Raw genomic sequence first — 20,662 nt, 5'->3', positions numbered from 1 at the left:
GGCAACCTGAAAATCTCAAGCCCTACCACTAATTTACCGTGCAGAAATGAAATCAACAATCTGTTTGTTGTGCTATTACGCTCAATAGCCTGAATGCACGGGTGAATGAGATGAAATAAGTCAGTATTTACATTACTATCTAAGAGGTAGTAACTATACCCCCAAAGGAGCAGTATGAACCGTCGCAATAACCACCTAATCAACGAAGAAGTCAGTTACTCTGCCAGTGACGAGCTGGTATCAACCACAGACTTACGTGGCGTTGTGACTTATGCCAATGATGCCTTCTGCAAGATTGCTGGTTATAGCAAAGATGAACTGGTCGGTAAAAATCATAATCTGGTGCGCCATCCTGATATGCCAGCTGCCGCCTTTGCCGATTTATGGCAAAAGTTAAAAAAGGGCGAGTCCTGGCGCGGCATCGTCAAAAACCGTTGTAAAGATGGTCGTTACTATTGGGTAGACGCTTTTATCACCCCTATTTTTCAACAAGATAAACTGGTGGGCTACCAATCGGTGCGAGTCAAACCCGATAATCAGACTATCAAGCGCGCAGAACTCAGTTACCCCGCCATGCTTGCTGGTAACACGCCTTCAGACTGGCGCAGCAATTTTGGTTTAAAGCGACTGATAGCCGCGTTGCTGTCGATACTGTTGATTGCCGGTGGTAGCTGGTTTTTCGGCCTGGCATTTTTGTTCGCCGCCCTGCTACCTTTAATTTTCTTAATCTGCTTCTATGACGAATTAGTGGTAATACCGGATAAATTAAAACAACAACAACAGCGTTTTGATAGTGTCTCCCGCTGGATATATTCTGGCTTTGGCCCTTATGGTATTGCTGATTTCCAGACGAAAATGCTGCAAGCTCGTTTAAGGACGGTGCTGGGGCGCACCATGGATAGCACTAAACTGCTAAATAACATTGCCGAGAGTCAAAGTGAAGCCGTGCAGCTTACCCAGCAAGGTATTGCCCAACAGCATCAGCAATTAATAAGTATCGCCACAGCCATTCATCAACTCAATGCGACCGTACAGGATATTGCCAGTCGCACTATTGAAACCAGGCAGCATGTCGCCGCCACTCATACTATTTGTGAAACCGCTAAACACGCGATGCAGCAAACTGCCAGCACCGTACAGCAGCTCGCTACTGAGGTAAGCGGTGCCGCCAATACTGCCGATAGCCTGGCCATTGAGGCAGAACGCATTGGCACCGTTATGACCGAAATTCAGGGTATCGCTGATCAAACCAATTTACTGGCGCTTAATGCCGCTATTGAAGCTGCTCGCGCCGGTGAACATGGCCGGGGCTTTGCAGTGGTTGCCGATGAAGTCAGGGCGTTATCCACCCGCACCCATAAAGCCACAGAACAAATTAAGACGTCGATTGCTGAAATTCAACAAACACTGCTCAGCTGGGGCAAGGTTATGCAGCAAAGCAAAGAGCAAACCGAGCTATCGGTTCGTCAAACCCAGCTGAGCCAGCAGCAACTGGCAGAGATTGTAGGCATGATGAACACCATTACCAACCTGTCGGGTCAGATAGCTACCGCTGCTACCCAACAAGGTGCGGTAGCAAAAGATGTTGAGGCAAACGTTGGTACCATTCAAAGCATTGCCGAACGTAACCTAGCCAACATAACAATTGTGGCCGAGAACAGCCAGCAGTTACAGCAACAGACGGCTGAAATCAGAAACCTGAATAAGAGTTTTGGCTAGCTGCAAGCATGCCGTTACTTACGTAACGGCATGACCCCCGGGTGAATAACAACAGATGAAATCTTACGGGCGTGGCTTGGTGTCGGTTGTATCAACGGTTACGGTTTCATCCTGCTCAGGTAAGTCATCCGCAAAATCAGCGTCATTGGTATCGCCTACCACATGCTCTAATTTTAATTTGCGAACACTGCGAATAGTGGTCACAGGCCCTGAACAGGCATAAATAAAGAAAATACCAAACAGCATCTCTGCAGGGCGGGCGGCGATTACCACAAATACCAGCACCACACACAGAATGGCCAGGAACGACACCCGGTCGCGCCAGTTGACATCCTTAAAAGAGTGATAGCGGAAGTTACTGACCATCAACAAACCGGCAACGATGGTCAGCACCCCAACCAGATAACCAATATTGTCGCCATCTACCTGATAAATAGATCCGGTCCATACCATGCCGGCAATAATAGCGGCAGCTGCCGGGCTGGCTAAACCCTGAAAAAAACGGCCATCAGTCACACTGAGATTAGCATTAAACCGCGCCAGACGCAGTGCCGCACAAGCCACAAAAATAAATGCAGCCAGCCAGCCAAATTTGCCTAAATCGGCCAGGCCCCAGTTATATGCTACCAGCGCCGGAGCCACCCCAAACGACAGCATGTCAGACATACTGTCATACTGGGCGCCAAACTCACTTTGAGTGTTGGTCAGCCGTGCAACCCGGCCATCCAGGCCATCGAAAATCATCGCAATAAAGATAGCAACAGCAGCAGCTTCGAACCGGCCATTCATCGACGAAACGATAGCAAAGAAACCGGCAAATAAACCAGCGGTGGTTAGTAAGTTAGGTAACAGATAAATGCCCTTGCGCGGGCTGGTGTCATTATTTTTTGAGTCGGTCATAAAACAACTTTTCTGATTAGCATTTCACTGATTATAAGGGACTTACCTTAACATGGATAGGCGCACTGGCAAAAGTTGTGGTCAAGCCCGGCGTGACAACCAACGGCTAGTGGCATAAATGAACCGGCCACCCGGCAACAATAGTCGCTGGGTGGCCGGTTCATTTAACGCAGGTTGCCGCTTAGGGTTGGGTGATTCTTTAGCTAGTCAGAATAAACTGCTCACCATCATGATCCACTTTAATAGTGGCACCTGGCACTATAGTGCCCTGCAACAGGGTTTGCGCTAACGGGTTTTCCAGATGTTGCTGAATAGCCCTTTTTAATGGTCTGGCCCCGAACAAGGGGTCAAACCCTACTGCTGCCAGTTTATCCAATGCGGCTTCCGTGACTTCCAGTTCAAACTGCCTGTCCTGCAAGCGTTTTTCCAGCCGTGCCAATTGGATGCGGGCAATCTTCTTAATCTGGGCACTATCCAGCGGATGAAATACCACAGTTTCATCCAGCCGGTTTAAAAACTCTGGCCGGAACTGCTTGCTTAGCACCCCCATCAGCATATCCTTGGTTTGCTGATAGCTATATTCCTGATAGTGTTCCTGTATTAAATCTGATCCCAGGTTAGACGTCATAATAATTACGCAGTTTTTAAAGTCAACTGTCCGGCCATGACCGTCCGTTAAGCGGCCATCATCCAGCACTTGTAACAGAATATTAAATACATCCGGATGTGCCTTCTCCACCTCATCGAGCAGTATCACCGAATAAGGCTTGCGGCGCACCGCTTCTGTTAAATAACCACCTTCTTCATAACCCACATACCCCGGAGGTGCACCCACCAGCCGTGATACGGCATGTTTCTCCATAAACTCAGACATATCAATCCGGATCATGGCAGCGGGGCTATCGAATAAAAACTGCGCCAGTGACTTGGTTAACTCAGTTTTACCGACCCCGGTTGGCCCCAGAAACAAGAAAGAACCAATAGGTTTATTGGGATCAGCCAAGCCAGCCCTGGAACGTCGTATCGCATTGGCCACGGCAGTTACCGCCTCATGTTGCCCGACCACAGTGCCATGCAGCGCATCTTCCATTCTCAGCAGCTTGTCGCGCTCGCCTTCCAGCATTTTACTGACCGGAATACCGGTGGCTTTAGACAACACATCGGCAATTTCCTGCTCCGTAACTTTGTGACGCAGCAGAGTCATTTCCTGCATTTCTGCCTGACTGGCTAAATCCAGACGCTTTTCCAGCTCAGGGATCCGGCCATACTGTAGTTCTGACATGCGCTGCAAATCGCTGACCCGGCGGGCAACCTCCAAGTCCAGCCGTGCCTGCTCCAACTCAGCTTTAATATTCTGGGTACCTTGCAACGCGGCTTTTTCAGACTCCCACACTTCGTCCAGCTCGTTGTAATTACCTTCAAGTTCTTGAATTTGTTCCTGAATAATATCACGGCGTTTTTTACTACCCTCATCCGCTTCTTTTGCCAGGGCATTGTCTTCCAACTTAAGCTGAATAATCCGTCGCTCCAGCCTGTCCAGCTCTTCCGGTTTTGAATCCATCTGCATCCGGATGCTTGACGCCGCTTCATCAATTAAATCTATCGCTTTATCGGGCAACTGACGATCACTGACATACCGGTGCGACAAGGTAGCTGCAGCGACAATAGCAGGATCCGTGATTTCAACCGCATGGTGTAGCTCGTAGCGTTCTTTTAAACCACGCAAAATGGCAATGGTATCTTCAACACTGGGTTCTTCAACCAATACTTTTTGGAAGCGCCGCTCTAACGCTGCATCTTTCTCAATATATTTGCGGTACTCATCCAGGGTGGTAGCCCCCAGACAATGTAATTCGCCGCGAGCCAGCGCAGGTTTGAGCATATTGCCTGCATCCATAGCACCTTCCGCTTTACCAGCGCCGACCATGGTATGAATTTCATCAATAAACAGGATCACCTGGCCTTCTTCTTTGGCCAGCTCATTTAGTACCGCTTTAAGCCGCTCTTCAAATTCACCACGGTACTTGGCGCCGGCTAACAAAGAGCCCATATCCAGTGATAATACCCGCTTATTCTTCAGGCCTTCAGGCACTTCTTTATTGATGATCCTAAGGGCAAGCCCCTCAACAATAGCCGTTTTACCAACACCTGGCTCACCAATTAACACCGGATTGTTCTTGGTGCGGCGCTGCAGCACCTGAATACAGCGGCGGATCTCCTCATCGCGGCCAATCACCGGATCCAGCTTGCCGGCTTCCGCCCGGGCAGTCAGATCAATAGTGTACTTGGTTAAAGCCTGGCGGCTGTCTTCAGCGTTTGGATCATCGACCTTCTGGCCTGCCCGGATATCTTCAATCGCGGCGTTAACCTTGTCTTTACTTACCCCAAGTAAACGCAGAATGTTGCCCAGCTCAGTTTTGTCTTCAGTCGCCGCCAGGACAAATAGCTCACTGGAAATAAATTGATCTTTGCGCTTTTGCGCCAGCTTGTCACACTGCTGCAGTAGCTGAGCGGTGGCAGTGGATAGTTGCAGGTTGGTGCCCTCGCCCTCAACCCTTGGCAGGCGCTCAATAGCTTTACTGACTTTGGCCCGCAGTTCATTAAAGTTAATGGCGATTTTGTTCAGCAGATCGCGTACCGTACCGCCTTCCTGATTTAACAGGGCGAACATCAGGTGAACCGGCTCGATAAATTGCTGATCGCGGCCCAGCGCCAACGACTGTGCATCGGCAATAGCTTCCTGGAATTTACTGGTAAATTTGTCTAACCGCATGTTTAGCTCCGCATCATGTAACCTAGATGTGTAGTAAGATTGGGCGAAGCTGAGCAAATATCAAGCAGTGAACGTCAAAAAATTGACTTGGATCAGGGAAACAGCGGTAACTGACCTGCTAACGGGCGGGTTCAAGCCAGATAGCAGACGCCATACGGCCGGTTTGACCATCGCGTCGATAGGAAAAAAAATCATTGGGTTGCTGGTAAGTGCAATAGTCACCGCCATACACAGCGCTAACGCCACAGCGTGCCAGGCGCTGACGTGCCAGGCGGTATAAATCAGCCTGCCATTTACCCTGCTTACCAGCAATAAAAGCGCTGGCCGCGGCCGGATCTTGCTTAATGAAAGCGGCACGCACCTCGCTGCCCACTTCAAAAGCGGCCTGGCTGATAGCGGGCCCCAACCAAGCCAGACAATCGCTAGGTTGGCTGAACAACTGCAGCGTATTCTCCAGCACGCCATCACATAAACCGCGCCAACCAGCATGCACAGCAGCCACTTCGGTACCGGCCCTATTACACAGCAATACTGGCAAACAGTCGGCGGTCATCACCGCACAAACCCGACCAGGCTGACGGCTAAAACTGGCATCAGCGTTAAGGTCATCAGTTACTACCGAGCTCAGATTAATACAGCGGGTACTATGCGTTTGATTCAGCCATGCAGGCTGGCCAGGCATGGCTGCCATAGTTTGAAATAGCTGACGGTTGTGGCTTACAGCCTCTGCTGCATCGCCAACATGCCCCCCTAAATTTAAACTTAGGTAGGGCCCCGTTGAGCCCCCCCCTGCCCGGGTTGAGCAGACGGCTTTCACATTAGCGGGTGCGGGCCAGGTAGGGGCAATCAACTCAGGCCTCATCCATACCATGCAATAAGGTATCGGCGCGTAACGCAGCATTTAACTCGACCAAATCCTCTGGCAAGGGTGCATGCCATTCCAGAATTTCACTGGTAATAGGATGAGCTAAACGCAGCATCGCCGCATGTAAAGCCTGACGTTTAAAATTACGGATCATAACCAGTAAGCTTTCTGCAGCTTTACGCGGTGGTCTTGGCCGCCCGCCATATACCGGGTCGCCCACCAGCGAGTGGTTAATAAACGCCATATGCACACGGATCTGATGAGTACGGCCTGTTTCTAAGCGCAAGCGCAGCCGGGTGTGACCGCGGTACTTCTCCATTACCCGGTAATGCGTTACCGCAGGCTTACCACCGTCAATTACCGCCATTTGCGTTCGTCTGGTCTGATGGCGACCTATCGGTTGATTAACAAAACCACCACCGGTCATTTTGCCATAGCAAATTGCTTCATACTCACGGGTAATTTCGCGTGCCTGCATTGCTTCAACCAAATGGGTTTGGGCGGGTATGGTTTTCGCCACCACCATTAAACCAGTGGTATCTTTATCCAGCCGATGAATAATACCGGCCCGTGGCACTTCAGCAATAGACGGACAATGGTGCAACAGAGCATTAAGCAAAGTGCCATCTGCATTGCCGGCACCAGGGTGTACCACTAGTCCGGCAGGTTTATTTATCACCAGAATATGTTCATCTTCATGCAGAATATCCAGCGCTATTGGTTCGGCGCTAAAACGTTGATCCTCAGCAATATCTGCAACAATATCAACCTGCTCGCCACCAACAACCTTGAACTTCGGCAGGTTCTGAACGCTCTTATCCAGCTGCACCGCATCGGCCAGGATCCACTCTTTTATCCGGGAACGCGAATAATCCGGGAACATTTCGGCTAAAGCCTGATCTAAGCGCATACCATAAAAGTTGTCGGGGACGATTTGTGAAAGTTTTATCTGTTTTGTCATGACGGAAGCAGTTATCCTGTGTGCAACCCCAACTTATCTGGGGTAGAATCGCAATAGCGGTTATTTTAGCGATTTTACTCACGACTAGACAGCCATTTAGCCAAGTAGTTACGGATTTTTACATGAAAGCGAAATTTTTACTGATTGCAATTGTTACTTTGGCCCTTAGCGCCTGTGCCGGAAAGCCTTCTCAACCTGATCCGAGCAGCCAAACTGCTCAGGCAATGTATCAGCAAGCAAAAGATGTGTTAGATAACGGCTTGTACAACCGCGCAGTTGAATTACTGCAAGCGGTAGAGTCGCGTTATCCCTTTGGCCCTTTGGCGCGTCAGGTTCAGCTCGATTTAATCTACGCTTATTATAAAGCGAACAATTTGCCGCAAGCGTTAGCCAGCATCGACCGCTTTATTCGGTTAAACCCGAATCAGCCGGATTTAGATTATGTATATTACATGCGCGGCTTAGCAAATTTAAAAGCCGATGAAAATGGCTTTCAGGATTTCTTCGGCATTGACCGGGCCGATCGTGATTTAAGCAGCACCCGCCAGGCATTTGATGACTTCAAAATTCTGGTGAGCAACTATCCAGCCAGTAAATATAGTGAAGAAGCCAAAAAACGGATGGTACAAATTAAAGATACCCTGGCCCGTCATGAATTATTAGTAGCCGACTATTACATGCGCCGTGGCGCTTTCCTGGCTGCCGCCAACCGTGGTAAATATGTGCTGGAATACTACCGGGATTCCCCTTATGTTGAACAAGCACTGGAAGTCATGGTAGAAAGTTATGACAAATTGGGCCTGGAAAAACTGAAAACGGATACCTATCAAGTATTGAAACATAACTTCCCGGCAAATAACCGCTTCTGAGCATACCCGCCCTGGTAAATACCGGGGCAGGCTTTGATACACACCGGCTCAACAGCCGTTAAATCGCTTCCAATGCTTCAGCCAGTTTCGATACCGCTATCACATCCATACCCGCAATCTGCTCTTTAGGCTTGTTAGCCAACGGCACTATGGCCCGTTTAAAACCATGTTTCGCGGCTTCTTTTAATCGTTCAATCCCGCTGGGTACCGGCCTGATCTCGCCTGCCAGCCCCACCTCACCAAAGACCACCAAATCGTTAGGCAAGGGTTTGTCACGAAAGCTTGATACCAGCGCCAGTAATGTCGCTAAATCGGCGCTGGTTTCGTTAACCTTAACCCCGCCCACCACGTTAACAAAAACATCCTGATCGGCCATTTGGATACCAGCATGACGATGCATCACCGCCAGTAACATCGAGATGCGGTTTTGTTCCATCCCCAGCGTCACCCGTCGCGGATTATTTAATGGTGAATGATCTACCAGCCCCTGAATTTCAACCAATAAAGGGCGGGTGCCTTCCCATAGCACCATCACGATGCTGCCGGACTGATCTTCCTTACCTCGGGTTAAAAAAATCGCTGACGGGTTCTTCACTTCTTTCATGCCCTGCCCCGTCATCGCAAACACCCCCAGCTCGTTCACCGGGCCAAAACGGTTTTTATTGCCACGTAAGGTGCGATAACGACTATCGGTATCACCTTCCAGCATCACCGAGCAATCAATACAATGTTCCAGTACCTTTGGCCCTGCCAGTGAGCCGTCTTTGGTCACATGGCCCACCATAATAATGGCAATATTGTATTGCTTGGCAAAGCGGGTTAAAAAGGCGGCACTTTCTCTTACCTGCGACACACTGCCTGGAGCCGACTGAATATCGGCCAGATGCATCACCTGGATAGAGTCAATAACCATAATACGCGGCTTTTCCTGTTGTGCCAGCAAGCACACCGTTTCAACGTTGGTTTCTGCCAGCATATTCAGTTTAGTACTGGGCAAGCCTAAACGCTGCGCCCGCATCGCCACCTGCTGCAATGACTCCTCACCAGTGACGTACAGCGCACTGCCCTGTTCAGCTAAGCCGCACATTAACTGCAGTAACAAGGTACTTTTACCAGCTCCTGGCGCCCCACCGATCAAAATAGCCGAGCCCGGCACTATACCGCCGCCCAGCACCCGGTCAAACTCAGCAAAGCCCGAACTAAAGCGTGGTACCTCCTGTAAATCCACTTCGTCCAGCCGCATAACCCTGGCCTGTGCAGCTCCGGCATAGCCCTGACGGGTACCGGCGGTTTTTACTGCACCTAAGCGCACCTCGGTAATACTGTTCCATGCACCACATTCATTACACTGTCCCTGCCAGCGCATAAAGTCGGCACCACATTCATTGCAGACGTAAGCCGTTTTCACTTTTGCCATTGCCAAAAATCCTAATTTGAAAGAAAGGCACAGATATTGCTTTTCAATTTATAACCACGTAGCGTACTACGATTATAACCAAAAGACGCCTGAATTTTGGCATCTGAAAAACGAAACTATGACCGCAGAAGATTTAAAAGAGTATGTTGGTGTTATTGAGAGGATGAAAAGCCTGATGAACTCGGCCGAGTTCGATCAGGTTTTTAGTTTACTGACATCTGACTTACCGAAATCAAAACAATTCCTGCTAAAAATGGAATTAAAGCGCATGGCCCAGCCATGTGATTATTTTATTGATTTGCGCGGCCATGTCGATGGTGAAGTGCGCCCTTACGTCTACCGGGAAAAAACTCACTATATGGATGACAAAGCCACTCAGTTATTTGAGAGTGGCATTAAACAATATGGTGGCTATACGCTGGGCGTTTACGAAGAAGTCATGAACGCTGATAATAATTTTCGGGTGATCCATAAAAAAGAAACCGCCGAACGGGTAAAGTCCGCTTTACAGGGGGGCGAGTTACATGAAGAAAGCGCTGCGCGCTCCCCGGAGCAACAATCCAGTGCCAAACTTATCACTTTTGGGCATTACGTTAACCGTAATGAAGAGCGCATGAATTATGGCATTGATGTTGACGTTAAACTTGCCGACAGCCGCTTTATTGCCACCACCAGCGACTTATCCATTTCTGGCTGCAAACTGAAGATCCCCAAAGGCCGCACTGCCACACCCGGTGATACCATCACTATTCATTTCACCGGTTTAGAGCAAGAGTATACGCTCGACCTTCCTAATGGCATCCAATATCAATTGCTTGACATAGAACAACTCAATAAAGTGAATTACTGGCGTTTGAAAAAGCTGCCCTCAGCGCACGACAACGGTTTTAGCAGCTTTTTGCAAAAATTTATTCATGGTAACAAACGCCGCTATAAAATTAATTTAGACAATACTACCGATGCGGTCATCACTAAGGGTTATGAACAATTTTATTTGCCGAGGTTAAATAGCCTGCCAGTATATCTGACGGTAAATGAAGGCATTGTCAGCCCTCGTTTTGGCCTGACAACCGACTACAACAAAGCAATATGGCATTATTTTTTAGATGAGCAACAGCGTTCGGTACTGATCACGTTGCTGGCTGTAAAGCGCTTAAAACAATTATTAGCCCAGAGCGGCCCGGAACGCTCGACCATTTTGTATTGCTTTACGCATGCAGCCAAAGGCAAACTGTATTTTTACTCTGCCACAGCAGAAGATCTGTTGGCCGCACCTGAGCTGCGCGATACCTTCTTTGGCTTTGGCGCTGCCAAGCCCAGCTGGCGGGTATTTCATTTAAATTTGGTGAAAACCACAGCCCAGCATGCAACCGAACTTTTTTCATTGCCTGAAACAGCTGAAAAAGCGGTCCCGGCGGAAAAAATAGCTATGACTCCGCTGGTGCAAGGGGTAATCAAAAATCTGCGTTATATTGTAAGCCTGACCGATATAACCGGAAATAACAGCGGATACTATCAACAATACCGCTATGATCCAGCCCAGCTAAGCCAGTTAAATCAATTTGGCCATCGTAAATTGCCGCAAGTCCCACCGTGTGAACCGGTGCCAGTACAGTATATTAATCTGCGGGCAGAATCGCGCTATTTGTACAAAACCACGGTGCAGTTGCAGCAAAATGATAATTTGGTTGCAGGCTTCAGCCGTGATTTCTCTACCGGCGGCTTACAAATAGAAACTGTGCAGCCCGTCAAGTACCAGAAAGGCGATGTTGTCCTGCTGGATCTGATTGATTTACAGAAGATCACCAATAAACACCAACTCAGCCAATTGCCTTATGAAGTTATGGCGGTCAGTAAAAGCCAAACTATTATGAACCTGCGGGTTGTTCCTACTGATGATGGCCACACCGGTAAACAGTTTTTTCAGCAACTGATTCAGAATAACCGGGCCAAACTGACCCTGGCGGAGGAAACCCCTAAATATCCGGGGTTATCTGAAGCATTACGCAATATGTACTTAAAAGCCCTGAACAACTTTGCGTTTTACCTGCATCGCAAAGGCATTCGCTATGAGTTGAATGTTATCGCTCAAGGAGCCAGCCCGAATGCGTTGCATTCGTTACTGTTAAAACACAGCAATAATGGCCCGCTGGATTTAGAACCCCTATTGAAGAACAGTACCGCAAACCTGCAGTTTGCTCAGCAATTAAAGGCGATGAAAAGGTTCGATTCACCGCAAAGCTATGAGTTATATATCAAGGCCACTCGCTCTGCTGACAATGGCGGCATTAGCCTGCAAAGCTTTTATGACTATGAGTTTAGTGATGAACAGCAAAAAAAAGCTTTTATCAAAAGCGCCATACATCAGGGCAGCTTATTTGCCTTTCGGCTGTTTTTATCCCGAACCGGACGGCCAGATACCGACTATATTGCTAAAGAAATCAGCTATATCAGCGTTTATGCCATTCATCGGGCTAAAAGCCTGGAAGAGGAATTATGGAGCGTGGCCGGCGTTGGTGACGCTGTCGATATTAGTAGGGAGTTAGCCTGGCGTTATCAGTGTCTGGAGCAGCTAGCAGATTCCCCGCACCAGCAAATACTTCTGGCCGATTGAGCCTGTTACATTGTTAAGCCTGTTTTACCTAGCTAGTGACTGTGGCCAGCCAATGGCCTAGCTTGGCAAAATGATCATCGCCCGCTGCGGGGTGCGTCAGCATGGAGATATGGTCATAATCCTGCAGATGGCCGTATTGACGGCCGAGCAACGTATAGTTGGCCTGATGTTGGCAGGTTTCCTTAATAAATTGCTGCACATCTGCCGGATGGCCCAATACCTTGTCATTTACTGCTGCAAAATGCCAGCTCGGAGGCCAGTTAGTTTGTTGGCTGGCAGCAGCGTAGTCAAAGCCGTCAGTTAAATCGGCAAAGGGAGCACCGTTAATCCAGCTAATCGTATCAAGCAAAAAGGCTGTAGGTTCGTTATCTGCACCGAAGCCCCATTTCTTTGCTGGTACATAACCATATTTAGCACCAAGCCACGGCGCCAGCCGGTTCCAGAGCCAGTCTATTTTTATTTTCCGCTCCAGGCTTTGCACACTGATCACTCTTTTGCTACCAAAGTACACTTTAGCCCGAACTTTACTGATTAATTCAGGATAACGCGCCAATGACGCAGCCAGTAAAACGCCACCCCAGGAGTGCGCCACTACAGTAAGTGGTTGCTGATGCTGCTGATATACAAATTCAATTAATGCCGGAATATCACGGGTGATAACCTGATGCTGGTTCTGCGCAAAACCCTTGCTTAGGCTCGGTTGCGATAAACCACGGCCGGCAAAATCGGCACAATACCCCATAAACCCCTGATCAGCCAGATAGCAAGCTAAGCCCTTGCCGGAGTGGCTGTAAAATATACGGCCATTTTCAATAGCACCATGTAAAAACAACACCGGACTAAGTGCATTTTGCAATGGCATTAATCGGCGCAAATGCAGCTGATACTGCTGTAAATCGACATACATCGAACTTTGCTGATGTTTCATGCCGGGTCCAGCAAATACAATAATTGCAACAATGAACCCTGGTTAATTCTGGCAGAGGCTGCAGCCTGTACTTTGGGCTTGGCATGAAAGGCCACGCCAAGGGCAGCGGTTTTCAACATTGGTAAATCGTTGGCACCATCACCAATAGCAACAGTTTGGCCAGCGGCTATGTTATAACGCGCAGCCAACTCGGTAACCACCCGGGCCTTAGTATTTGCATCGACAATATCGCCCACTACCCGGCCGGTTAATAAGCCATTGTCTATTTCCAGCACGTTAGCAACAGTGGCGCTAAGCCCCAGTTGCTGCTTTAACACGTCAGTAAAATAGGTAAATCCACCAGATGCAATGGCCACCTGCCATTGCATCTGGTGCAAGTAACTGACCAGCTCAGTTAAACCTGGCATCAAAGGTAAATCCGTCACGACCTGTTGTAATATTGATTGCGGCGCGTTTTTTAATGCAGCGACCCGTTCGGTAAGGCTGGCAGCAAAATCCAGCTCGCCGTTCATCGCCCGGGCAGTAACGGCGGCAACTTGTGGACCAACCCCAGCCAGGGCAGCTATTTCATCAATGCATTCGATACTAATGGCAGTAGAATCCATATCCATTACCAGCAATCCCGGCTGCGATAACAACACTGGCTTATCAAGATAAACCAATTCAAGCTGCTGCAAGCTGGCAAAGCTGAGTAAATGTTGCTGCTGCGCTGCCGTCAAGGCACTGCTCAGCTTAATGATTACTGCTGCGGCCAATGCAGGATGAGGCTTAAACAAAGTAGCCTGCAAGGCAATATCGCCTGGCAACAGTTGGCAAAGTTGATATAACAGTGCGCTATCTATCGCCCTACCAAACAAGCGGATAGAACTCGCGCCAGGCTTGAATTTAATAGGGGCAATCGGCACTGCCTGAGCTAACAGGGCTGTTGGCTGGCTAAACTGCAAGGTCAACTGCGTATCATCCGCATGAAGCCAGACTGCAGATTGCTCAGTTAATAGTGCTGTAATATCGGCACTGCTCAGCTGTGATGGCGTAACAGAAATAGAAAACGACAATGGGTAACCTATACTTGAAGTTAATACCATGGCATGCTGAAAGCATCCGAGCCAGCAGCAGTTTGTTTTAGTAGCCAAATATGCAGAACAATATCGCAATACCAAGCACTACTTCAAGTTATATTAAGCTGATTCAACTGGCTATCGCGGTAGTGGGTATTTGGTTTGTGCTGCACAGCTGGGTAAAAACCAGTAATCAGGGCCTGCAAATTTTGCAAACTCAGGCTGAGCAACTGATGCGGGAAAATCTGCTTACCTTAGCCCAGGCCGCGGCTTATCTGATTGAAAACGATCAGCTGGATGGGCTGGAGCAACTTACCCAAAGTATCGCAGCCAGTCCCTTTTTATATGATGTCGTTTTCTACGACAGTAATGGTGTCAGAATTAGCTGGTCTGAAGCCAGTGCAGCCGCCCGGTTAATGTACGGTAAGTTTGCCAGCGAACCACTCGTGCCGCTGGTGCAGGAGATCCGTAATAAACAGCAGTTACTTGGTTATATTAAAATAAGCCTGCAGCCTGATACTAAACTCAACCCCAGTTTTGCCAGCTGGCGGCAGCTAATGCACCATTTGTTACTGTTATTGCTGATTACCGGACTGATAGGTTATTTACTACGCAGAAGCTTTTCACGTTTTTCACGGCAGAGTTTTCGCTTAAACACTAAGCCGTAATACCGACACTGTATTCTGCCAAAGCGCTGCCGCAACCTGTTGACGACTCTCACTACGGAGTTGGCAGAGCAGCTCAAACACTCTGGCCAGTTGTGCTGGCGTATTTATTTCTCCTTGAGCGCCAGCTAAAGGCATGGCAGGGGCATCTGTTTCCAGCACAAAGCTGCTTAGTGGCAGTTTTTGTACCGTGTTACGGGTTTTCTGCGCTCGTTCATAGCTAATAGTGCCGCCAATACCCAGCTTAAAACCCAGCTCCAGAAAAGCACGGGCTTGCTGCTGACTGCCTGAAAATGCATGCAAAATGCCGCCCCCGGAAAACTGCTGTCGTTTCAGCTCGGCCAGCAGCTGTGGCTGGCTTTTGCGGTGATGCAAAATGACCGGCTTGTCGTACTGTTTCGCTAAGGCTATTTGTGCTGCAAACAACTGTTGTTGTCTGGCAAAAGTATCTTCTGCCAACGCAAAGTCCAGACCTATTTCACCAATAGCGCAAACGTCGTCTGGATGCTGCTGCAGTAGTTGATTTAGCCACTCGACATCCGCCAGGCTATGTTTTGCTGCCCACCAGGGGTGAATACCCAGGGCGATATGCCAACTTGATTGGTCTCGGTGTAAGTTCAGCAGATTATGCCAGGCGGCGTGTTGCACCGCCGGGATAACTAAAGCCGCCACGCCGGCATTTTGCGCCTGTTGCCAGTGCTGAGCTTGCTGACTGGCAAGCTCGGGTAAATCGAGATGACAGTGGCTGTCAAACAGCCGGAATGCACCAGTTACGCTGCAACTCAGGGACATAGCCGTTCAATTTGCCAGCGCGTATCGCCCTGTTTTGAATACATAAAACGATCATGCAGCCGGTGCTCCCCCCCTTGCCAGAATTCTATTTTGTGTGGCCGCACTAAAAAACCGCCCCAAAAAGAAGGCAGCGGCACTTCACCCTGGGCAAACTTATGTTTGATCTCAGCAAACTTCTGCAGCAATGCCTGGCGGGTCGATACCGGCCGGCTTTGCTCTGAGGCCCAGGCAGCTAACTGGCTTTCTTTGGGCCGTGATAAAAAGTACTTCATTACCTGTGCATTGGCAACGCGCTCTGCTGTGCCGTAGACAATGACCTGACGCTCTAACGGGTGCCAGGGAAAGTGTAAGCACACTTTTGGGTTAGCACTAAGCTCAGTGGCCTTGCGGCTACCCAGATTAGTGTAAAAGGTAAAGCCTTGCTGGTTGACATCTTTTAACAACACCAGCCGCTGTGACGGCTGGCCTTCGCTATCAACACTCGCCACGCACATTGCAGTCGGATCTGGCAATTCTGCTGCTATGGCATCTTTTAGCCACAGCTCAAACTGTGCAATCGGGTCCGGAAGCAGCTTGTCAAAATCCAGCTTGTCTTTACTGTAGCTGCGGCGAATATCGTCGATTTTCATCACATACGCTCCATCACCTCAATACCGAGCAAATTCAAGCCTTGCTGCAGTACCTTGGAAGCTAAAATACTGAGCATTAAACGGCTGTTTCGCAGCTCTGGTTCAACCCCTTCTTTTAAGATTGGGCAAGCCTCATAAAAGCTCATATACAAACTGGCCAGCTCATACAGATAGTTGCACAGCAAATTAGGTTGTGCATCTTTGATCACCATCTGCAGCGTTTCTTCCAGGCGCAATAATTTAACTGCCAGCTGTTTTTCCTGAGCAGACGCCAGCAGGATGTCAGCCTTGAAATCATCAGTTACCTCGGCCTTGCGCAAAATACTGCGCACCCGGGTGTAGGCATACTGCAAATATGGCGCGGTTGCGCCTTCAAAACTGAGCATGGCATCCCAGCTGAAGATATAGTCGCTGGTGCGGTTTTTCGATAAGTCGGCAAACTTAACTGCGCCAATACCAACTTTATTGGCGATATCAGCAATTTCGTCTGCCGTAAGATCGGTCGCTTTATCCTGTAATACCGTATTGGCGCGTACTACCGCCTCATCCAGTAAATCGACCAGCTTTACGGTGCCGCCGGTGCGGGTTTTAAATGGCTTACCATCTTCACCCATCATGGTACCAAAGGGGCAATGATCATAAGCGGTGCTGTCACGCAGGTAACCGGCTTTACGCGAAACCAACTCTACCTGTTTAAAATGCAACGCCTGACGGGCATCGGTAAAAATAATAATCCGATCAGCCGCTAAATCATGGCTGCGATACTGGCATGCAGCTAAATCCGTAGTTGCATACAAAAAGCCACCACCGGTTTTCTGTACAATAAAAGGCGACGGATTACCTTCCTTATCGGCCAGCTCTGTTAAGAACACCACCAGCGCGCCCATACTTTCCACGGCCAGCTTTTGCTGCTTTAAGTCATCTACTATGCCATGCAACATATTGTTGTAAGCACTTTCTGGCTTGATATCGGCATGCTTCAGCGTGACATTCAGCTTTTGATACACTTCATCGCTGTGTTTAATTGAGGTATCAATAAACAGCTGCCACAGCTTCTGGCAATGTTCATCACCGCTTTGCAACTGAACAACGTACTGGCGGGATTTATCGGCAAAGCCGGCCTCATCATCAAAGCGCTTTTTGGCTTCGCGATAAAAGTCCTCCAGATCAGCCAGTGCAACCTGCTCTAAGTCGATACCGGCAGCCAGTTTATCTTCCAGATGCGCAATCAGCATACCGAACTGAGTACCCCAGTCACCCATGTGATTCTGCCGAATCACTTTATCGCCCCAGAATTCCAGCGTGCGAACCACCGCATCGCCAATAATGGTTGAGCGTAAATGGCCAACGTGCATTTCTTTGGCCAAGTTAGGCGCCGAGTAATCTACTACTACCGTTTGCGGCTGTGCGTTCACACTCACACCTAGGCGCTTATCGGTTGCCGCCAGAGTTAACTGTTGTGCCAGCCAGTCAGCTTTTAACGACACGTTGATAAAGCCCGGGCCGGCAATCTCCGTTTTTTCAGCTATGTCACTCAGATCCAGCAAGGCCAGCAGTTTACTGGCCAGTTCTCTGGGGTTGGTTTTTAATAACTTAGCCGCCCCCATAGCGCCGTTAATCTGATACTCACCAAACTCCGGCCGGGTACTTTGAGTAACGGCAGGGTTAGTACCTTGCGGTAAACCTAACGCAGTAAAGGCGGCTAAAGTTCTGTCAGTAAGAAGTTGCTTAATATTCATATCATCAGCCTGTTAGTGTTCGCGGGTCTTCTGGAAAGAAATTTTTGGATAGCGTTCAGTCGCCAGGTTCAGGTTAACCATAGTCGGCGCGATATAGGTCAGGTTGTCACCGCCATCCAGTGCCAGGTTGGAACTGGCCTTATTCTGAAACTCCTGCAAGGCTTTAGCATCATCACAGTACACCCAACGCGCTGTTGCGACGTTAACGCTTTCATAGATAGCGTCAACATTGTACTCAGACTTTAAGCGGCTAACGACCACATCGAACTGCAGTATACCGACAGCACCCACGATCAAATCGTTAGTATCCAATGGCCGGAATACCTGTACTGCACCTTCTTCAGATAATTGCACCAGGCCTTTTAATAACTGCTTTTGCTTTAATGGGTCGCGCAAGCGAATACGGCGGAATAACTCTGGGGCAAAGTTAGGAATACCACTAAACTGCATGTCTTCACCAGTAGTGAAAGTATCACCAATTTTAATAGTGCCATGGTTATGCAAACCGATGATATCGCCCGGGTAAGCTTCATCCAGATGCTCCCGATCACCGGCCAGGAAGGTTAATGCTTGCGGTATCAACACATCTTTACCAATCCGCACATGCCTTACTTTCATGCCCTTTTCATACTTACCGGAGACTATCCGTAAAAAAGCGACCCGGTCGCGATGCTTAGGGTCCATATTAGCCTGAATTTTAAATACAAAACCGCTAAAGCCAGCCTCCGTAGGCTCGACTTTACGAGTGTTAGTCAGCCTGGATTGTGGCTTGGGTGCCCACTCAGTCAGGCCGTCGAGCATATGGTCAACACCAAAGTTACCCAAAGCAGTACCAAAAAACACCGGTGTAAGTTCGCCTTTTAAAAACAATTCCTGATCAAAGTCATTACTGGCGCCCTGCACTAACTCCATTTCCTCACGCAGCTGTGCGGCATAGTAGCCAATACGTTTATCCAGTTCCGGGTTATGCAGACCTTTAATAATATCGACCTCTTGTATGGTGTGGCCCATACCGGATTTATACAGAACGACCTCATCACGCAGAATATGGTACACGCCTTTAAATTCTTTGCCTGACGCTATAGGCCAGGTGATAGGTGCACAGGCAATATTCAGTACGCTTTCAACTTCATCAAGTAAATCAACAGGATCACGAATATCGCGATCCATCTTGTTCATAAAGGTAATAATTGGAGTATCACGCAGCCGGGTGACCTCCATCAGTTTAATGGTCCGCTCTTCAACACCCTTAGCGCCGTCAATCACCATTAAACAAGAGTCTACTGCGGTTAAGGTGCGATAGGTATCTTCTGAGAAATCTTCGTGGCCCGGTGTATCTAACAGATTTACCAGACAATTGTTGTAGGGAAACTGCATAACCGATGTGGTAACAGAGATACCCCGCTCTTTTTCCATTTCCATCCAGTCAGACGTCGCAAACTGGCCAGACTTTTTACCTTTCACCGTACCGGCTTTCTGGATCAGGTGTCCAAACAGTAATACCTTTTCAGTGATGGTAGTTTTACCGGCGTCAGGGTGGCTAATAATAGCGAAAGTGCGTCTGCTGTCTATTTCATGCAGAAATTTATCTTTAGTCATGGTATCCAATATCAGTTAACAACCAGCTGCGTGGCTGACAAAGCAATGAAAAATAATTGTCGGGGATTATAGCAGCATCACTGCCGCTGGCACAGCGTAGGATTAGTTTGTAAAACGCAGAGGTAAACACATCATTAGCGCATCTTCTTTACCGGTAGCACTACTGTAGTAGTTTGGCCGGCGGCCCGCCTCGATGAAACCGTGCTTTTGATATAAATGAATCGCCGACTGATTTGAGGCCCTGACTTCCAGCCAGGCCTCTACTGCGTTACGCTGCTCAGACTCTGCAATAAAATGGCTAAGCAACTTACCCCCAAGCCCTTTACCTTGTTGACTGGTACTGACACAGATATTAAATAGCTGGCTTTCAATCGCAATAAACTGGCCAAAATAGAAACCCAACAGTTTGTTATTTTCGAATATGCCAAAGTTAAAATACTGGCTACCGAAGCAGGTTTTAAACACACCTTCTGTCCATGGATAGCGATTGGCAACTGTCTCAATGGCCAGCAAAGCAGGAATATCGGTAAAAGATAAAGGCTTAATCAACATGGTCAGAAAGTTGCTGTTGCAGCAGCGTCCAAAGCTGTCGCTTTAGTTCAGCTTGTTGCAGGGCTGTTAGGTCAGGGGTTATCAGTACACTCTCGTTGTCAGTAAGCACACATTGGTTGGCAGCAGGGTCGAGCAGCCAGTTGCTGATAGCAGTTTGGCCTAACATGAGTTTGATATCGTTGCACAGCAAACAATCGTCCGGCTGTAGCAACTGTGCTGTTGCTGTAGGTAAGTGTTCTGGCTGGACAACTAATTCAGGAAAAAACGCAGCACGAGCCTGCAAAGGCTTAATATTAAGCTGACGAAGTAACTGGGTTTGGCTTGCTGATATCTTCATAATAAAGAGAAGTGGCAGGGGCAGAGGGATTCGAACCCCCAACCATCGGTTTTGGAGACCGCTGTTCTACCAATTGGAACTATGCCCCTAGCGTTGAAGGCGTCATTATACAAAAGCCTGTTTAAAGGTAAAGCTAAAAAACGCTTCAGGTGGTTCAAGTGCATATAAAACGTACATACAAGAGTAATATTAGCTACCTTAGCACAAAACTAAATCTGACAATGCAAAAAGCCCACTCGACTGAG

Annotated in this window: 17 protein-coding genes and 1 tRNA gene; 4 read left to right on the top strand and 14 right to left on the bottom strand. The window is 48.5% G+C overall.

What is annotated here, in order from left to right; genetic code table 11:
* Nucleotides 1-174 precede the first annotated feature (174 nt).
* A complete protein-coding gene (locus WG68_RS09210) occupies nt 175-1,719 on the top strand; it encodes a methyl-accepting chemotaxis protein (protein ID WP_046557402.1) in 1,545 nt (514 codons plus the stop codon).
* Between the two features lie 63 nt (nt 1,720-1,782).
* On the opposite strand, the gene pssA is transcribed toward WG68_RS09210, so the two are convergent.
* The 4 genes from pssA to rluD form a co-directional block, all read right to left on the bottom strand.
* Nucleotides 1,783-2,619 carry a CDP-diacylglycerol--serine O-phosphatidyltransferase gene (gene pssA, locus WG68_RS09205; RefSeq protein ID WP_046557401.1) on the bottom strand — a complete coding sequence of 279 codons (837 nt, stop codon included), beginning with the start codon at nt 2,617-2,619 and terminating at the stop codon, nt 1,783-1,785.
* Between the two features lie 199 nt (nt 2,620-2,818).
* Nucleotides 2,819-5,392, bottom strand: coding sequence for an ATP-dependent chaperone ClpB (clpB, locus tag WG68_RS09200; RefSeq protein ID WP_046557400.1), 2,574 nt, complete (start codon nt 5,390-5,392; stop codon nt 2,819-2,821).
* Nucleotides 5,393-5,510: 118 nt separating this feature from the next.
* Nucleotides 5,511-6,254: a peptidoglycan editing factor PgeF gene (pgeF, locus tag WG68_RS09195; protein WP_046557399.1), complete on the bottom strand. Its 744-nt coding sequence runs from the start codon at nt 6,252-6,254 to the stop codon at nt 5,511-5,513.
* Nucleotides 6,244-7,218, bottom strand: coding sequence for a 23S rRNA pseudouridine(1911/1915/1917) synthase RluD (gene rluD, locus WG68_RS09190; RefSeq protein WP_046557398.1), 975 nt, complete (start codon nt 7,216-7,218; stop codon nt 6,244-6,246). Before rluD ends, pgeF begins: the two co-directional genes overlap by 11 nt.
* Before the next feature lie 122 nt (nt 7,219-7,340).
* Here rluD and WG68_RS09185 point away from each other — a divergent pair, with 122 nt between their 5' ends.
* A complete protein-coding gene (locus tag WG68_RS09185; RefSeq protein WP_046557397.1) occupies nt 7,341-8,087 on the top strand; it encodes an outer membrane protein assembly factor BamD in 747 nt (248 codons plus the stop codon).
* A gap of 58 nt (nt 8,088-8,145) precedes the next feature.
* Here the strand turns inward: WG68_RS09185 and radA are convergent, their stop codons facing one another.
* On the bottom strand, nt 8,146-9,504 hold the full coding sequence (gene radA / locus WG68_RS09180) for a DNA repair protein RadA (protein WP_046557396.1): 1,359 nt from the start codon (nt 9,502-9,504) through the stop codon (nt 8,146-8,148).
* 118 nt (nt 9,505-9,622) lie between these two features.
* Here radA and WG68_RS09175 point away from each other — a divergent pair, with 118 nt between their 5' ends.
* Nucleotides 9,623-12,118 carry a PilZ domain-containing protein gene (locus WG68_RS09175; protein ID WP_046557395.1) on the top strand — a complete coding sequence of 832 codons (2,496 nt, stop codon included), beginning with the start codon at nt 9,623-9,625 and terminating at the stop codon, nt 12,116-12,118.
* A 28-nt stretch (nt 12,119-12,146) separates the two neighbouring features.
* Here the strand turns inward: WG68_RS09175 and WG68_RS09170 are convergent, their stop codons facing one another.
* Both WG68_RS09170 and serB read right to left on the bottom strand, forming a co-directional pair.
* Entirely contained in the window at nt 12,147-13,046 is a 900-nt protein-coding gene (locus tag WG68_RS09170) for an alpha/beta fold hydrolase (protein WP_046557394.1), read from the bottom strand.
* Nucleotides 13,043-14,131, bottom strand: a complete 1,089-nt coding sequence (serB, locus tag WG68_RS09165) for a phosphoserine phosphatase SerB (RefSeq protein WP_052749034.1) — start codon at nt 14,129-14,131, stop codon at nt 13,043-13,045. Before serB ends, WG68_RS09170 begins: the two co-directional genes overlap by 4 nt.
* Nucleotides 14,132-14,181: 50 nt before the next feature.
* On the opposite strand from serB, the gene WG68_RS09160 reads away from it, so the two are divergent.
* Nucleotides 14,182-14,772, top strand: coding sequence for an AhpA/YtjB family protein (locus WG68_RS09160; RefSeq protein ID WP_046557393.1), 591 nt, complete (start codon nt 14,182-14,184; stop codon nt 14,770-14,772).
* Here WG68_RS09160 and WG68_RS09155 read toward each other — a convergent pair.
* The 7 genes from WG68_RS09155 to WG68_RS09125 all read right to left on the bottom strand — a co-directional run bounded on the left by WG68_RS09155 (nt 14,755) and on the right by WG68_RS09125 (nt 20,506).
* Nucleotides 14,755-15,561, bottom strand: a complete 807-nt coding sequence (locus tag WG68_RS09155) for a TatD family hydrolase (protein WP_046557392.1) — start codon at nt 15,559-15,561, stop codon at nt 14,755-14,757. The genes WG68_RS09160 and WG68_RS09155 overlap by 18 nt on opposite strands.
* Nucleotides 15,552-16,190, bottom strand: coding sequence for a pyridoxamine 5'-phosphate oxidase (gene pdxH, locus WG68_RS09150; protein ID WP_046557391.1), 639 nt, complete (start codon nt 16,188-16,190; stop codon nt 15,552-15,554). Before pdxH ends, WG68_RS09155 begins: the two co-directional genes overlap by 10 nt.
* On the bottom strand, nt 16,190-17,929 hold the full coding sequence (argS, locus tag WG68_RS09145; RefSeq protein WP_046557390.1) for an arginine--tRNA ligase: 1,740 nt from the start codon (nt 17,927-17,929) through the stop codon (nt 16,190-16,192). The genes pdxH and argS overlap by 1 nt, the downstream gene beginning before the upstream one ends.
* 12 nt (nt 17,930-17,941) lie before the next feature.
* Nucleotides 17,942-19,528, bottom strand: a complete 1,587-nt coding sequence (prfC, locus tag WG68_RS09140; RefSeq protein WP_046557389.1) for a peptide chain release factor 3 — start codon at nt 19,526-19,528, stop codon at nt 17,942-17,944.
* Between the two features lie 102 nt (nt 19,529-19,630).
* On the bottom strand, nt 19,631-20,080 hold the full coding sequence (gene rimI, locus WG68_RS09135; protein WP_046557388.1) for a ribosomal protein S18-alanine N-acetyltransferase: 450 nt from the start codon (nt 20,078-20,080) through the stop codon (nt 19,631-19,633).
* Nucleotides 20,070-20,417, bottom strand: coding sequence for a hypothetical protein (locus WG68_RS09130; protein WP_046557387.1), 348 nt, complete (start codon nt 20,415-20,417; stop codon nt 20,070-20,072). The genes rimI and WG68_RS09130 overlap by 11 nt, the downstream gene beginning before the upstream one ends.
* Before the next feature lie 12 nt (nt 20,418-20,429).
* Nucleotides 20,430-20,506, bottom strand: a tRNA-Trp gene (locus tag WG68_RS09125).
* Nucleotides 20,507-20,662: the final 156 nt, after the last annotated feature.

Source organism: Arsukibacterium ikkense (assembly GCF_000987775.1).
GTDB lineage: Bacteria > Pseudomonadota > Gammaproteobacteria > Enterobacterales > Alteromonadaceae > Alishewanella > Alishewanella ikkense.
This window is presented reverse-complemented; position numbering and strand designations above follow the sequence as displayed.